The organism is Cyanobium sp. Maggiore-St4-Cus, assembly GCF_024345615.1.
Taxonomy (GTDB): Bacteria; Cyanobacteriota; Cyanobacteriia; order PCC-6307; family Cyanobiaceae; genus Cyanobium_A; species Cyanobium_A usitatum.
Genome location: NZ_JAGQBL010000013.1, coordinates 54858 through 68905, shown reverse-complemented (window position 1 = coordinate 68905; position 14048 = coordinate 54858). Strand labels below are relative to the sequence as shown.

Annotated in this window: 14 protein-coding genes and 1 tRNA gene; 9 read left to right on the top strand and 6 right to left on the bottom strand. The window is 64.0% G+C overall.

The features are described from left to right. Positions 1–15: 15 nt before the first annotated feature. Positions 16–456 (bottom strand): peptidylprolyl isomerase, encoded by a 441-nt coding sequence (locus tag KBY99_RS12140; RefSeq protein ID WP_254999307.1) that lies wholly within the window; start codon positions 454–456, stop codon positions 16–18. Between the two features lie 129 nt (positions 457–585). Between KBY99_RS12140 and mtnP the strand changes: the two genes are divergently transcribed. After that, positions 586–1509, top strand: a complete 924-nt coding sequence (gene mtnP / locus KBY99_RS12135; protein WP_254999306.1) for an S-methyl-5'-thioadenosine phosphorylase — start codon at positions 586–588, stop codon at positions 1507–1509. Here mtnP and murQ read toward each other — a convergent pair. From murQ to dnaK, 4 genes are read right to left on the bottom strand one after another with little or no spacing between them, the layout of a single operon-like run. Further along, a complete protein-coding gene (gene murQ, locus KBY99_RS12130) occupies positions 1488–2417 on the bottom strand; it encodes an N-acetylmuramic acid 6-phosphate etherase (RefSeq protein ID WP_254999305.1) in 930 nt (309 codons plus the stop codon). The genes mtnP and murQ overlap by 22 nt on opposite strands. A 26-nt stretch (positions 2418–2443) precedes the next feature. Continuing rightward, positions 2444–2845: a DUF3110 domain-containing protein gene (locus KBY99_RS12125; RefSeq protein WP_254999339.1), complete on the bottom strand. Its 402-nt coding sequence runs from the start codon at positions 2843–2845 to the stop codon at positions 2444–2446. A gap of 34 nt (positions 2846–2879) precedes the next feature. After that, on the bottom strand, positions 2880–3827 hold the full coding sequence (locus KBY99_RS12120) for a DnaJ domain-containing protein (RefSeq protein WP_254999304.1): 948 nt from the start codon (positions 3825–3827) through the stop codon (positions 2880–2882). Further along, positions 3824–5902 carry a molecular chaperone DnaK gene (gene dnaK / locus KBY99_RS12115; protein WP_254999303.1) on the bottom strand — a complete coding sequence of 693 codons (2079 nt, stop codon included), beginning with the start codon at positions 5900–5902 and terminating at the stop codon, positions 3824–3826. Before dnaK ends, KBY99_RS12120 begins: the two co-directional genes overlap by 4 nt. A 250-nt stretch (positions 5903–6152) precedes the next feature. Here dnaK and pstC point away from each other — a divergent pair, with 250 nt between their 5' ends. The 3 genes from pstC to pstB are packed head-to-tail and all read left to right on the top strand — an operon-like array spanning position 6153 to position 8888. After that, the gene (pstC, locus tag KBY99_RS12110) at positions 6153–7094 is read left to right on the top strand and encodes a phosphate ABC transporter permease subunit PstC (RefSeq protein WP_254999302.1); all 942 of its coding nucleotides are present in this window, start codon (positions 6153–6155) and stop codon (positions 7092–7094) included. A gap of 8 nt (positions 7095–7102) precedes the next feature. After that, a complete protein-coding gene (gene pstA, locus KBY99_RS12105) occupies positions 7103–8017 on the top strand; it encodes a phosphate ABC transporter permease PstA (RefSeq protein WP_254999301.1) in 915 nt (304 codons plus the stop codon). A 46-nt stretch (positions 8018–8063) separates the two neighbouring features. Further along, positions 8064–8888: a phosphate ABC transporter ATP-binding protein PstB gene (gene pstB, locus KBY99_RS12100; protein WP_254999300.1), complete on the top strand. Its 825-nt coding sequence runs from the start codon at positions 8064–8066 to the stop codon at positions 8886–8888. Between the two features lie 121 nt (positions 8889–9009). Here pstB and KBY99_RS12095 read toward each other — a convergent pair. Continuing rightward, positions 9010–9096 (bottom strand) — tRNA-Ser (locus tag KBY99_RS12095). Positions 9097–9134: 38 nt separating this feature from the next. Here KBY99_RS12095 and KBY99_RS12090 point away from each other — a divergent pair. The 5 genes from KBY99_RS12090 to htpG all read left to right on the top strand — a co-directional run bounded on the left by KBY99_RS12090 (position 9135) and on the right by htpG (position 14000). Further along, positions 9135–9503, top strand: coding sequence for a 2Fe-2S iron-sulfur cluster-binding protein (locus KBY99_RS12090; RefSeq protein ID WP_254941498.1), 369 nt, complete (start codon positions 9135–9137; stop codon positions 9501–9503). Next, positions 9500–10378 (top strand): inositol monophosphatase family protein, encoded by an 879-nt coding sequence (locus tag KBY99_RS12085; RefSeq protein WP_254999298.1) that lies wholly within the window; start codon positions 9500–9502, stop codon positions 10376–10378. The genes KBY99_RS12090 and KBY99_RS12085 overlap by 4 nt, the downstream gene beginning before the upstream one ends. Positions 10379–10424: 46 nt before the next feature. Further along, positions 10425–11594 carry an ATP phosphoribosyltransferase regulatory subunit gene (locus tag KBY99_RS12080; protein WP_254999296.1) on the top strand — a complete coding sequence of 390 codons (1170 nt, stop codon included), beginning with the start codon at positions 10425–10427 and terminating at the stop codon, positions 11592–11594. 9 nt (positions 11595–11603) lie between these two features. Further along, complete coding sequence (locus KBY99_RS12075) at positions 11604–11828, top strand: indolepyruvate ferredoxin oxidoreductase subunit alpha (RefSeq protein ID WP_106501642.1); 225 nt, start codon at positions 11604–11606, stop codon at positions 11826–11828. Positions 11829–12074: 246 nt separating this feature from the next. Then, positions 12075–14000: a molecular chaperone HtpG gene (htpG, locus tag KBY99_RS12070; RefSeq protein ID WP_254999294.1), complete on the top strand. Its 1926-nt coding sequence runs from the start codon at positions 12075–12077 to the stop codon at positions 13998–14000. Positions 14001–14048 lie beyond the last annotated feature (48 nt).

Sequence of the window (14048 nt, the reverse complement as noted above, 5' to 3'; positions counted from 1 at the left end):
CTGGATCGTTAGCTTTTAGTCCTGGATTGTCACTTTGGTAATACGGCTGCCGTTCTTAAGGGCATTAACCACATCCATGTTGCCGGTGAGGCCAAACACGGTGTGTACACCGTCAAGGTGGGGCTGGGCTCCGTGGCAGATGTAAAACTGCGAGCCGCCAGTGTTCTTGCCGGCATGGGCCATGGCCAGGGTGCCCGCCTGGTGCTTCTGGCTATTGATCTCGCAGTCGATCTGGTAGCCGGGGCCGCCGGTGCCGGCGGTGCCACGGGCGCCTTCACGGCTATTTGGGCAACCGCCCTGGGCCATGAAGCCGGGAATCACGCGGTGGAAGGCCAGGCCGTCGTAGAAGCCCTCCTTGGCGAGCTTGGTGAAGTTGGCCACGGTGTTGGGTGCATCGGCCTCGAACAGTTCGAGTTCGATGGTGCCGGCGTCGGTCTCCATCAAGGCTTTGGTCACGGCGGCAGGGGATAAAGGCCGACTTTATGGGGTGGCACGGGCCAACCGGCTGAAACGCCATGCTGAGAATGGGGCAGGTTCAAGCCGGACCAACCCTTTTCAACGCCCCGTCGCCAGACCCCGCCGCCGATGAGCAGCCCCACCCCCAACTCACCTAACGGCATCGATCTCAGCCGCGCCCGCCTGGGGATCCTGGGGGGCAGCGGTCTCTACGCCATGGAGGGCCTCGAAGACATTCAAGAGCTCACGATCGAAACGCCCTACGGAGCCCCCTCCGATGCCCTGCGCCTGGGCCGTATCGGCGATCTGGAGGTGGTGTTCCTGGCCCGTCATGGCCGCCACCACAGCCACACCCCCACCGAGGTGCCCTACCAGGCCAACCTCTGGGCCTTGCGCTCCCTCGGCGTGCGCTGGATCCTGTCCCTGTCGGCGGTGGGCTCCCTGCAGGAGCGGGTTCGGCCCCTCGACATGCTGGTGCCGGACCAATTCATCGATCGCACCCAGCAGCGGCCACTGACGCTGTTTGGTGAGGGGCTGGTAGCCCATGTGGCTTTTGCCGAGCCCTTCTGCCCGGCGCTCAGCCGCCTGCTGGCCGATGTGGCCGAAAGCCTGATGCCCGAGGGCCGCAAGCTGCACCGCGGCGGCACCTATCTCTGCATGGAGGGGCCAGCCTTCTCCACCCGGGCCGAATCGGAGCTCTACCGCTCCTGGGACTGCGAAGTGATCGGCATGACCAATCACACCGAAGCCCGCCTGGCCCGGGAAGCCGAGATTGCCTACGCCACCCTGGCGATGGTGACCGACTACGACTGCTGGCACCAGGAACACGCCTCGGTGACGGTGGAAATGGTGATCGCCAACCTGCAGGCCAACGCCAGCCTGGCCCAGCAAATCGTGCGGCTAGCGGCCCAGCGGGTTGAGGCCCAGCGACCCACCAGCAGCGCCCACCAGGCCCTGCGCCATGCCCTGATGACCCCCAAGGAGCACGTGCCTGCCGCCACCCGCCGCAAGCTCGACCTGTTTACGGCTCCCTACTGGGGCCCATTCAGCTGAGCGCCGCAGGCCGCCAGCGCCTGGCGCAGGCTGGGGCCATGGCTGGCCAGGTGGGCTGAGGCTGAGGCCGCGTCCAGGCCAGTGGCCGCGATCAACAGGGCCAGCTTCACCGAGCCGCCGCTCTGCTGCAGCAGTTCCCGGCCGCGCTGCCGCTCCAGCCCAGCCAGATCGCGCAGGATGCGCAGGGCCCGATCCTCCAGCTTGCTGTTGGTGACGGCCACATCGACCATGCGGTTGCCGTGCACCTTGCCCAGGCGCACCATCACGCCGGTGGAGAGCAAATTCAGGGCCATCTTGGTGGCGGTGCCGGCCTTGAGCCGGGTGGAGCCCGCCAGCAACTCCGGGCCCGTCAGCAAGCGAATGTCGATGGAGCAGGGCATCGGCACCTGCTCGGCTGGCACGCAGGCCATGGCGATTGCCAGGGCTCCGATCGCCTGGGCGTGCTCCAGGGCCCCGAGCACGTAGGGGGTGGTGCCGCCAGCAGCGATGCCCACCAAACAATCGGCCGGACCAAAGCCGCGCTCCTCCAGGTCGCTGCGGCCAGCAGCTGCCAGATCCTCCAGGCCCTCGGAGCTGCGCAGCAGGGCTGGGGCGCCGCCAGCGAGCACCCCCTGCACCAGCTCGGGCGCGGTGCAGAAAGTTGGCGGACACTCGGCCGCATCCAGCACCCCAAGCCGGCCGGAGGTGCCGGCCCCTAGGTAAAAAAGTCGACCGCCAGCCTGCAAACGGGCAGCGATGGCATCAACGGCGGCAGCCAGGGCCGGGGCCGCCGCTTCCAGGGCCCGCTGGGGCTCCCGTTCGTTGGCACAAAAAAGGCCCACCAGCTCGTCGGTGGGCAGCTGGTCGAGCCGCTCGCTGAGGGGATTGGCCTGCTCGGTGAGCAGGTGGCCGCGATCAGAGCCGCTCACAGGAGGGATGCTCAAAGATGGGCCGGTCACAGCAGGCCCTCCAGTTGACGGCGGAAGGCTTCGAGGCTGGGGTCACCGCTGCTCTCGCTTGCCTGCTCCTGCTGCTCCCGTTGCTCCTGCCAGTTGGTGACGTCCATGTTGCGCACAGGCGGCGCAATCAGCAGCCGGTCTTCAGCGCTCTGGGGCAGGAAGCCCGCCGGCACAAAGCGAGCCTCATAGCCAGCCTCGCCGCAGAAAAGCTCCATCTCCTCGCGGTCCAGCGGCTCCACGGTGGGCACGGGGAAGTCCTGGGCTTCAAGCAGGCCGGCGTAGCGCTCCGCATCGTCGCTGTCTTCAAACAGCAGCACCACCGTGCGGCCGTTTAGCTCCAACGAATGGATGCCTTCCTGATCGGTTCCGGCATCAAACAGCAGCACATGCACCGGCATGGATCGCGGCATGGGGCAATGGCCCTCCAGTGTGTCACCGGTGCAGCTCGTCGGGGTCATCGGCGAGCTCCTGCAGCCGCTTGTAGAGGGCTGCCTCCGCCTCACCCAGCTGCTCCGGCACCAGGATCCGCACCTCCACCAGCTGGTCGCCGCGCTGCTCAGCCCACTCCTGGCCCCGCCCCCGCAGGCGCAGCAGGCGGCCGCTGGAGGAGCCGGCCGGCACCCGCAGCTTCACCGGCCCGCGCAGGGTGGGCACCACCACCTGGCACCCCAGGGCCGCTTCCGCTGGGGTCAGCTCGAGGGGGTAGAGCACCCGCAGGCCGTCGATGCGCAGGCCTTCCTCGGTGCGCACCCGCAACTGCAGGAAGTGATCGCCGCCGCCAGGGGTCACCCCCGCCAGCCGCAGTCGCCAGCCATCGCCGGCAAAAGGAGGGGTCCACACCTCCACCGCCGTGCCATCAGCCAGCTCCAGCTCCAGCCGCTCCCCCTGCAACGCCTGCTCCGGCGTGAGGTCCACCAGGCTCTCCTGGTCGCTGGAAGCCCGCACCGGTGGTGGTGGCGGCGGTGCGGCGGTTACCGATCCAGAAGCCTGAGGGCGATTTTCTGCAGGAGGCTCGGGCTCGGGTTCCTGCCACTCGGGTTCGGCGGCCCGGCGGGGACGGCGGCGCTCACCGAAAAGCACCTCGAGATATGCCTCGAAGTCGGGGAAACCGGAAGCAAAGGGATCCTGGGACTCCCGGCCCGGGCCGTCAGCGGGCATACCGGCCTCCCAGGCCTGGCGGCGGCGCGGATCTGAGAGCACCGCATAGGCCTCGTTGACCAGCTTGAAGCGCTCCTCCGCCAGCGGGTCGTTGCCGTTGAGATCGGGGTGCCAGCGGCGGGCCTGGGCCCGGAAAGCCCGCTTGAGGTTGCTGGCATCGGCGCCAGGCTCTAGGCCCAGCACCGACCAGTAGTCGGCAGGGGCGGCGGGGCTAGAGGTCACCGGTAGGAACTATCCCCCCAGGGATCTGAGTCGCTGCGGGGCCGGCGCTCGCGGGCTACCGGTTCAGGTTCGCGATAGGGCTCTCTATAGGGATCCCTGTAGGGCTCGCGATAGGGATCCCGGTCGTAGCGACTGGGGGGAGCAGCCCAGGGATCGCTGCCAGGGCGGTTCCAGTCATCCCAATCGTCATCGGCAAACAACTCATCTTTGAGCGAGCCCAGGGTGTTCTTGAGCCCCTGCAGCGGCCCCTGCTCTGCCTTGCGTTCACTCTGCAAGCGACGGTTGAGGCCAAACAGAGCTTCCTGCAGCTGGCTCACGGCCAGCTCCAGCTCCACCAGGTCGTCGGCAGCCAGCAGATCCTGCACATCGCGCAGGGCCATCTCCACGGAGCGCTGCTGGCGCTCGGCGCCGTAGGGGCCCAGTTCAAGGGATGCGTCACGCAGCCGGCGCTCCGCCTGGGCCACCAGGGTTTGGGCGCGGTTGCGGCGATCAATCTCGGCTCGCTTGCGCCGATCCTCGCTGGCCTTGAGATCGGCCTCCTCAATCAACTTGGTGATCTCCTCCTCGCTGAGGTTGGAGCCCCCCTGGATGCTGACGCTCTGTTGGCGCCCGGTGGTGCGGTCGGTAGCCGACACCTGCAGCAGGCCGTTGGCATCGATGTCGAAGGACACCTGCACCTGGGGCACACCCCGGGGCGCCGGCGGTATGCCAGAGAGACGAAAACGCCCCAGGCTCTTGTTATCAAACGCCATCTGCCGCTCCCCCTGCAGCACGTGGATCTCCACCGAGCTTTGGTTGGCCTCGGAAGTGCTGAACAAGTCGCTCTTGCGCACCGGGATCGAGGTGTTGCGAGGAATCAGCACCTTCATCACGCCGCCAATGGTTTCAAGGCCAAGCGATAGGGGCGTGACGTCGTTGAGCATCAGATCGCGCAGCTCACCGGTGAGGATCCCAGCCTGCACTGCAGCACCAATCGCCACCACCTCATCGGGGTTCACCGACTGGCAGGGCTCCAGCGGAATAAGGGTGCGCACCATCTGCTGCACCATCGGCATGCGGGTGCAACCACCCACCAGCACGACGTCGTCGATGTCTTCGGCCGCGAAGGCCGAATCCCGCAGGGCCCGCTGCACCGGCCGCAGCAACCGATCCAGCAGATCGGGGCAGAGGCCCTCAAACACCCGCCGCTCCAGAGTGGTTTCGATATGCAGCGGCCCGTCGGGGCCGGTGGCAATAAAAGGCAAGGAAATCGGCGTGCTCTGCACACCGCTGAGCTCGATCTTGGCTTTCTCAGCTGCTTCGGTGAGCCGCTGCAGGGCCTGGCGGTCGCGGCGCAGATCAATGCTGTGCTCCGCCAGGAAGGCATCGGCCAACCAATCAACGATGCGCCGGTCCCAGTCGTTGCCGCCCAGCTGGGTATCGCCGCTGGTGGCCTTCACATCGAACACCCCTTGGGCGATGCGCAGCACAGAGACATCGAAAGTGCCACCGCCCAGGTCAAACACCAGCACCCGCTTGACGGTGCTGCGATCAAATCCGTAGGCCAGGGCTGCGGAGGTGGGCTCATTGAGGATCCGCTCAACGCTGATCCCAGCCAGGCGGCCGGCATCGCGGGTGGCCTGGCGCTGGGCGTCATTGAAGTAGGCCGGCACGGTGATCACCGCCGCCTCCACGGGCTCGCCGAGGTAGGTGGCGGCGTCATCACAGAGCTTGCGCAGCACGCTGGCAACCAGCTCTTCAGGGGCGTATTCCCGTTCAGTGGCTGGGCACACCACCCGCACGTTGCCCTGGTCGTTGGCCCGCACGCTGTAGGGCACCGACAGGCTGTCTTCCTCAAGCTCGTCCCACTGACGACCAACGAAACGCTTGAGGTTGGCGAACGTATTACGGGGGTTGAGCACAAGCTGACGCCGGGCCAGCTGGCCGACGAGCAACTCCTGGTCGCGGCTGAAGCCCACCACCGAGGGGGTGGTGCGGCCGCCTTCAGCGCTGGCGATCACCTGGGGACGGCCGCCCTCCAATACCGCCACCACTGAGTTTGTGGTGCCAAGGTCGATGCCAACTATCCGGGACATGCCACCCCTTTACTTAGAAGCATGCGCCTAGAACCCCGTCGACCCATGAAAACGGCGGCTCAGCCCCGCGCTGTTGGTCCCCAAACTAACGGTCTCCCAGACGTTAATCACTGCTTAAACGGAGGCAAGGGTTGCTCTTCGTAGATTTCGATTGATCGGCCGTTCAGCGTTGTCCGATGCAAAGCCATCCCTACCCATGCTGACGGACTCCAGCCAAGCGGGCTCAGGCCCAACGAATCCCAATCGCAATTTGGATGCTGACGCCTTCACCCTGCGTCGCCGCCCACCTTCGGAAAAGTTGCTCGACCTGGGCTTTCGCCAGCTAACCCTGGTGCTCGCCTCAGTCGTCGCGATCGTCCTGTTAGGCATTTTCATCACAGTGTTCCAGGGTGCGCGGGAGGCGATGGCCAGTTTTGGCCTCAGCTTCCTAACCATCTCCAGCTGGGATCCCGTCAACGAGCAATACGGGGCATTCACCGCCATCTACGGCACTTTGGTGACCTCGATCCTGTCTCTCGCCATCGCCATCCCTCTGGGTGTGGGCACGGCGATCTTCATCACCGAAGACCTGATCCCCAGCTCCGTGCGGGAGGCGATTGGCCTGATGGTGGAACTGCTTGCCGCGATTCCATCAGTGGTGCTCGGACTTTGGGCAATCTTTGTGATGGGGCCCGCCATCCGGCCTGTCCTCAATTGGCTGCACGAACTGTTGGGCTGGAGCCCATTCTTTGACACCGCTCCCCAGGGCCCTGGCATGGCCCCGGCCATTCTGATCCTGGTGGTGATGGTGCTACCAATCATCACGGCCATCTCACGAGATGCCCTGAATCAAGTGCCTATTGAACTGCGGCAGGGGGCCTACGGGGTAGGAACCACCCGTTGGGGAGCCATATTCAGCGTGATCTTGCCGGCAGCTATTTCTTCCATAACCGGCGGCGTGATGCTTGCCCTAGGCAGGGCCATGGGGGAAACCATGGCGGTCACGATGATTATTGGCAACTCCTTCAACTTCAGCTTTTCACTGCTGGCACCTGGTAACACGATCGCCTCGATGCTCGCCAATCAGTTCGGAGAAGCCGATGGCATCCAGGTTTCGGCCCTTATGTATGCAGCCCTCATCCTGATGGTTCTCACATTCACGGTGAATGTGGCTGCCCAGTGGATCGTCCGTCGCCTCAGCCTGCGTTACTGATCACCACCATGGCCAATCCTTCTCCGATCACTTACGACAACACCGCCCTTTTTGACCGGCGGCCATTGCGCTTCGACCCCTGGCTGACGCGCAACTTACGCAATCTGCTGTTCACTGGCATTGCTTCCATATTTGCTGCTATTGCGGTTTTACCGCTAGTTTTAGTTTTGTTCTACGTGTTGATGCAAGGCGGCCGCCTGATCAGCGTGGGCTTGTTCACCCAACTGCCACCCGACATCGGAATGGAGGGTGGCGGTATTGGTAACGCCATCATCGGCACCTTACTTGTAACCCTGATCGGCTCTCTGATTGCCATCCCCGTGGGGGTGGGTGGCGGCATTTTCCTCAGCGAATACTCCAACCGCGGCTGGTTTGCCAAGTTCGTTGGTTTCGGCAATGACGTTTTGGCCGGCGTGCCTTCAATCATCGCCGGTGTATTCGTCTACGGCACTATTGTAACCACCCGTGTGTTTTTCGATCAGAGTTATAGCGCCATGGCTGGCGGTATTGCCCTGGCCGTGTTGATGCTGCCGACTGTGATTAAAACCACCGATGAGGGGCTCAAACTGGTGCCCCAGGAGCTGCGATGGGGTGCCTACGGCGTAGGTGCTTCCAAATTTGTGACCGTGATGCGGATCACCCTGCCATCGGCCTTCACTCCGATCGCCACTGGCGTAGTGCTGGCAATCGCCCGAGCCGCCGGTGAAACGGCTCCGTTGATCTTCACGGCTCTCTTCTCCTCGTTCTGGCCTGATGGGGTGTTTGATCCGATCGCCACCATGTCGGTGTTGATCTTCAATTTCGCGATCATGCCCTATGAAGCCCAAAACGAACTCGCCTGGGCTGCCTCCTTTGTGCTGGTGATGATGATCCTGGCCGCCAACCTGCTGGCGCGCTGGATAGCCCGGATGACCAAAGTCTGAAGACCGAACCTCCAGCCCCTCCGTTTCCCCCATTCCCTCCAGAGCAATGACCAGCAGCTCCCACTCCAGCCAGGCCGCCGATTCCTCCAAAGGGGATGCCTGCATGTCCCTGCAGAACGTCACCATCTCCTACGGCAAGTTTGAGGCGGTGAAAAATGTGTTCATGGATATCCCCCGCGGCCGGGTGACCGCCTTTATCGGACCTTCAGGGTGCGGTAAGTCGACCGTATTGCGCGGCCTCAATCGCATGAACGATCTGATTCCGGGCTGCAAGCTCAAGGGCAGAGTTGTTTTTGACGGCCACGATCTCTACGACCCCAAGGTGGATCCAGTGGAGGTGCGCAGGCGCATTGGCATGGTGTTCCAGAAGCCCAATCCCTTCCCAAAATCGATCTACGAGAACATCGCCTTCGGCGCCCGGATCAACGGCTTCAAGGGTGATATGGATGAGCTGGTGGAGCGCTCCCTGCGCAAGGCTGCAGTGTGGGACGAATGCAAGGACAAGCTTAAGGAGAGCGGATTTGCCCTCTCGGGCGGCCAGCAGCAGCGCCTCTGCATCGCCCGGGCCATCGCCACCGAACCCGAGGTGATCTTGATGGACGAGCCTTGCTCAGCACTTGATCCGATCTCCACATTGAAGATCGAAGAAACAATGCATGAGCTGAAGCGCAGCTACACGATCATCATCGTGACCCACAACATGCAGCAAGCCGTGCGTGTGGCTGATCAAACAGCCTTCTTCAATGCCGAAGCAGTGGAAGGTGGCACTGGCAAGGTGGGCTACCTGGTGGAGTTCAACGACACCGAACGGATCTTCAATGCCCCCGGCCAGCAGGCCACCCAGGACTACGTGAGCGGACGTTTCGGCTGAGATACAATGATAAGGGTTTAAAATTAAATTTATATCAAAATCAACAACTTGGCTAAGTATGGATTGATTCATTCAATCCCTGAAGGCCATGAAAAAGCCGGCCGCAAGGCCGGCTTTATAACGGAGAGGGAGGGATTCGAACCCTCGATAGAGTTGCCCCTATACAGCATTTCCAGTGCTGCGCCTTCGACCACTCGGCCACCTCTCCAGGGGCAAAATGGGGCAACCAGATGGCAATGTAGCAGCATGACTCGCACCCATCCGATCACGGTTCACTGGCTCCAAACCGGCCAGGTGATTCGCCATGAGGTTCCCGAAGGGGAATACATCCTGCGCAGCTTTGAGCAGCAAGGCGATCCCTTGCCTTTTAGTTGCCGCAACGGCTGCTGCACCGCCTGCGCCGTGCGCGTGATCAGCGGCGAAATCGATCAGCGCGAGGCCCTGGGGCTGTCGCGGGAGCTGCGCGGGCGTGGCTACGGACTTCTCTGCGTGGCCCGGGCCACCGGCCCCTTGGAGGTGGTGACCCAGGAGGAGGACGAGGTCTACGAACTGCAGTTTGGGCGGCACTTTGGCCGCGGCAAGGTGCGCAGCGCCCTACCCCTGGAGGAGGAATGAAAGCAGCCAGCACCGCGGTCTACGAGCAATCGGGCCTGAGCAGCGGCGAGCTCGAACACCTATCGGCGGTGGCGCGCCGGGCGGCGGAGGTCGGTGGCGAGCAACTGCGCCAGCACTTTGGCCGCCTGCAACAGGTGCGTGAGAAGGGGCGCTCCGGCGATCTGGTCACCGAGGCAGACCATGCCGCTGAAGCAGCGGTGCTGGCGCTGCTCGAGGCTGAAACACCGCAGATTGGCGTTCTGGCAGAGGAGAGCGGACGCCGCCCCAGGCCCGGCGAGCTGGAGTGGTGCGTCGATCCCCTAGATGGCACCACCAACTACGCCCACAGCTACCCGCTGTTTGGCACCTCGGTGGGCCTGTGCTGGCGCGGCCAGCCCCTGCTCGGCGCCCTAGCCGCACCAGGCCTGGAGCAGCTCTACTGGGCCGCACCTGGCCTGGGCTCCTGGTGCAATGGCAGCAGGTTGGCCGTTACTAATTGCCCCAGCCTTGAGCAGGCCCTGCTGGTGACAGGCTTTGCCTACGACCGCCGCAGCCGACTCGACAACAACTACGCCGAATTCGCCTGGTTTACCCACCGCAGCCAGGGCGTGCGCCGCGGCGGCTCGGTGGCCCTGGATCTGGCCTTCGTGGCCGCCGGCAAGCTCGATGGCATTTGGGAACGGGGCCTATCACCCTGGGATCTGGCCGCCGGAGCGGTGCTTGTGGAGCAAGCCGGCGGTGTGGTGAGCGCCTACGACGGCTCGGCATTTGCGATCGACTCGGGGCGGATCCTGGCCTGTGGAGCGACCCTGCAACCAGCCCTGATCGAGGGCCTGGCTTCCTGCCGCCCCCTTGCCGGCGCCAGCTATGGCGCCCCCGAACTCGACTCCCCCTGATTCGATCCATAGGATCAGCCCACCCCATCCCACCTTCAACGCCGCAATGGCCCTGCAACCTGCCGCTGGCGTTCGGGATCTCAACCCCCGTGAAGTTGAGGGCAACCGGCGCATCGCCGATCAGCTCGCTGCTGTGTATCGGCTCTGGGGCTACCAGGAGGTGGCGCCGCCCAGTTTTGAGCGGCTCGACACCCTGGAGGCTGGTGGTGGCATCGACGGCCGCGAGCTGGTGCGGCTGGCAAGTGATGAGCCCCTGGGGCTGCGTCCGGAACTGACCGCCTCGATCGCCCGCGCCGCCAGCACCCGCCTGGCCGAGCGGCCCCGCCCCCTGCGGCTCTGGGCCATGGGCAGCACCTTCCGCAGCTCCACGGCTGAAGGCGGCTCCCAGCGGCTGCATGAACAGTTGCAGAGCGGCGTGGAGCTGCTCGGGGCCCAAACCGCCGCCGCCGATGTGGAGCTGATGCGGCTGCTGCTTGCCGCCGCCGGAGCCCTTGGACTGCAGGCCCATCACCAACCCCGGCTGCTGGTGGGGCACCACGGGGTGCTCAGCGCCCTGCTGCGCCAGCTGCCCGAGCAGCAGCAGGGCGCTGCCCGCGCCGCCCTCACCAACTTCGATCCCCTGGCTCTGGCCCAACTGGCCCTCCCCGATTCTGATCGGCAGCGCCTGGGCAACCTGATGCGCCTGCGCGGCGAGCCAGCCAAGGTGCTGTATCAACTGGAGCAATGGCTGGGCCCCATCCCCCTGCTAACGGAGCTGGGCGAGACCCTGGCTGCGGTAGCCCCGGCCGCCGAGCGCCTGGGAGTGCAATTGCAGCTCGACCCCAGCTTCCAGCCCCACTTCGCCCTCTACGACGGCCTGGTGCTGAAGCTGGTGTGTCAGGGCCAGGAGGTGCCGGTGGAGATTGCCAGCGGCGGTCGTTACGACGCCCTGGTGGGTCGCTTTTGTCCAGAGCCAAGCGAGGCTGCGGGAGTGGGCTTTGGCTTCGATGTGGGAGCGGTGCGGGAGCTGGTGGCACCTGCCATAGAGAGCCCTTCGCCGGTACTGGTGGCCTATGGCAACCCCCAACACCTGGCCGCAGCCCTCGATCAGCTGGAGGCCTTGCACCAGATGGGCACCTGCGCTGAACTGCTCAGCGGGGCCTGCACCAACCAAGCGGAAGCAGAAGCCCTCGGCCAAGCCCGCGGCTGCGGCCGTACCCTCTGGATCGATTCCTAAAGTTCGAAGATGGCTCACACGATCGTCACCAACGTCTGCGAGGGCGTAGCCGATTGCGTTGATGCCTGCCCCGTGGCTTGCATCAACCCCGGCCAAGGTGCCAACAGCAAGGGCACAAACTTTTATTGGATCGACTTCGACACCTGCATCGATTGCGGCATCTGCCTGCAGGTGTGTCCCGTGCAGGGGGCCATCCTTCCCGAAGAAAAGCCCGAGCTGCAGCAGGCAGGCTGAGCGGCGCAGCAGGCAGGCTGTGCGCTGTGCCGCTTAGCTTAGCCAAGACTTAGCCAAGACTTAGCCAAGACTTAGCCAAGCCAAGATTTAGCCGAGATCCCGCTTATCCAAGCGACCACTTAGGCAACCCACCACTTAGCTAAGCCAAGACTTAGCCAAGTCAAAGTTCGGAGACCCCTCCCTCAGAGCCATTGAGCCGGAAGGCCCAAGCTCCGTAAGGTTTGGCCCAACGACCTAACGCTTGCCATGACGGTGCTGGAACAGGGCCAGATTCAGATCCACACCGAAAACATCTTTCCGATCATCAAAAAGGCCGTCTACAGCGGCCATGAGGTGTTTCTGCGGGAGCTGGTGAGCAATGGCGTGGATGCCATCAGCAAGCGGCGCATGGCGGCGATGGCTGGCGACTGCAGCGAAGGGCCTGAAGCCAAGATTTCGATCCGCATCGACCGCGAGGCCAACACCCTCACCATCTCCGACAACGGCATCGGCATGAATGTCGATGAGGTGAAGCGCTACATCAACCAGGTGGCCTTTTCCAGCGCCGAAGACTTCCTCGAGAAATACAAGCAAGAAAACGACGCGATCATCGGCCACTTCGGCCTGGGCTTCTATTCCAGCTTCATGGTGGCTAAGCAGGTGGAGCTGGTGACCCTCTCGGCCAGTGCTGGCGCGGAGGCGGTGCGCTGGAGCTGTGATGGCTCCCCCAACTTCAGCCTGGAGGTGGCCGAGCGCAGCGAGCCCGGCACCGACGTGATCCTGCACCTGATGGAGGAGGAGCTCGAATACATCGAGCCGGCCCGTATCCGCACCTTAATAACCACCTACTGCGACTTCCTGCCGGTGGAAGTGCAGCTGGAAGGCGAAACCGTCAATAAGCGCGAGGCCCCTTGGCGCAAGAGCCCCAGGGACCTCACCGACAACGACTACATCGAGCTCTACCGCTACCTCTATCCCTTCCAGGGCGATCCCCTGCTGTGGGTGCACCTCAACACCGACTATCCCTACAACCTGCAGGGCATCCTGTTTTTCCCCAAATCCACTGGCCGGGCCGATTGGGAGAAGGGCGAGATCAAGCTCTACTGCAACAACGTGTTTGTGAGCGACTCGATCAAGGAGGTGGTGCCCCGCTACCTGCTGCCCCTGCGCGGCGTGATTGATTCGCCCGACATCCCCCTGAACGTGAGCCGCTCCGCCCTGCAAACCGACAGGCGGGTGCGTTCGATCGGCGGCTTCGTGGCCAAGAAGGTGGGCGACCGGCTCAAGGAGCTACATCGCGACGACCCCAAGCGCTACGCCGAAAGCTGGGAGTCGCTGGCCCCCTTCATCAAGATCGGCGCCATGGAGGATGAAAAGTTCGCCGACCAGGTGGCCGATCTGGTGCTGTTTGGCACTAGTGCTTCCCCCACGGAGCAGGAGCCTGGTGAGGGCGAGAGCATTGACCCCATCCCCGGCGAAGGCGGCAAGGCCTACACCACCCTGGCTGGCTACCGCACCCGCCTGGATGGCGCCAACGACAAGCGCATCCTCTACTGCACCGATGAAGCAGGCCAGGCTGGGGCCCTTGCCCTATGGAAGAGCCAGGGGGCCGAGGTGCTGCTGGCCGACACCTTCATCGACACCCAGTTCATCCCCTGGCTCGAATACCGCCACGAGGAGCTCAAATTCCAGCGGGTGGACAGCGAGCTGGATGAATCGCTGCAGGAGAAAGAAAGCGAGATCAGCGACGCAGACGGCAAGGACAATTCCGAAAAGCTGCGCGATTTATTCAAGGCAGCTCTGGCCAACGACAAGATCACCATCCAGGTGCAGGCCCTCAAGGGTGACAACGCCCCCGCCGCCTTGATCCTGCTGCCGGAGCAGATGCGCCGCCTCAACGACATGGGCGCCCTGATGGAGCAGCGCCTGCCGGGCTTGCCCGATCACCACGTGCTGCTTGTGAACCGCAAACACAAGCTGGTGGAGGGCCTGCTCAAGCTCTCTGCCGGTTCGGTGATCACAACCGGTGGCAGTGGCGGCAGCTCCCCCAGCCAGCAGCTGGCCGATGATCTTGGCCGCCATGTCTACGAGCTGGCCCGTCTGGCCGTGGGCGGCCTGGAGCCCAATGAGCTTGCTGGCTTCCAGCAGCGCAGCGCCGATTTGATGGGCAAGCTGATGGAGCGGGGGCTCTGACTCTCTCCTGCCGCTAGCGGCAGGCCCGGCCAAGGCTGGATCTGCCGT

Bases quoted from the DNA above. Each gene is read 5' to 3' on its own strand.
- KBY99_RS12085 (WP_254999298.1), top strand. From the start codon at position 9,500: ATGAAAGCAGCCAGCACCGCGGTCTACGAGCAATCGGGCCTGAGCAGC.
- htpG (WP_254999294.1), top strand. From the start codon at position 12,075: ATGACGGTGCTGGAACAGGGCCAGATTCAGATCCACACCGAAAACATC.
- KBY99_RS12125 (WP_254999339.1), bottom strand. From the start codon at position 2,845: ATGCCGGTGCATGTGCTGCTGTTTGATGCCGGAACCGATCAGGAAGGC.
- pstB (WP_254999300.1), top strand. From the start codon at position 8,064: ATGACCAGCAGCTCCCACTCCAGCCAGGCCGCCGATTCCTCCAAAGGG.
- KBY99_RS12080 (WP_254999296.1), top strand. From the start codon at position 10,425: ATGGCCCTGCAACCTGCCGCTGGCGTTCGGGATCTCAACCCCCGTGAA.
- pstA (WP_254999301.1), top strand. From the start codon at position 7,103: ATGGCCAATCCTTCTCCGATCACTTACGACAACACCGCCCTTTTTGAC.
- KBY99_RS12090 (WP_254941498.1), top strand. From the start codon at position 9,135: ATGACTCGCACCCATCCGATCACGGTTCACTGGCTCCAAACCGGCCAG.
- dnaK (WP_254999303.1), bottom strand. From the start codon at position 5,902: ATGTCCCGGATAGTTGGCATCGACCTTGGCACCACAAACTCAGTGGTG.
- KBY99_RS12075 (WP_106501642.1), top strand. From the start codon at position 11,604: ATGGCTCACACGATCGTCACCAACGTCTGCGAGGGCGTAGCCGATTGC.
- mtnP (WP_254999306.1), top strand. From the start codon at position 586: ATGAGCAGCCCCACCCCCAACTCACCTAACGGCATCGATCTCAGCCGC.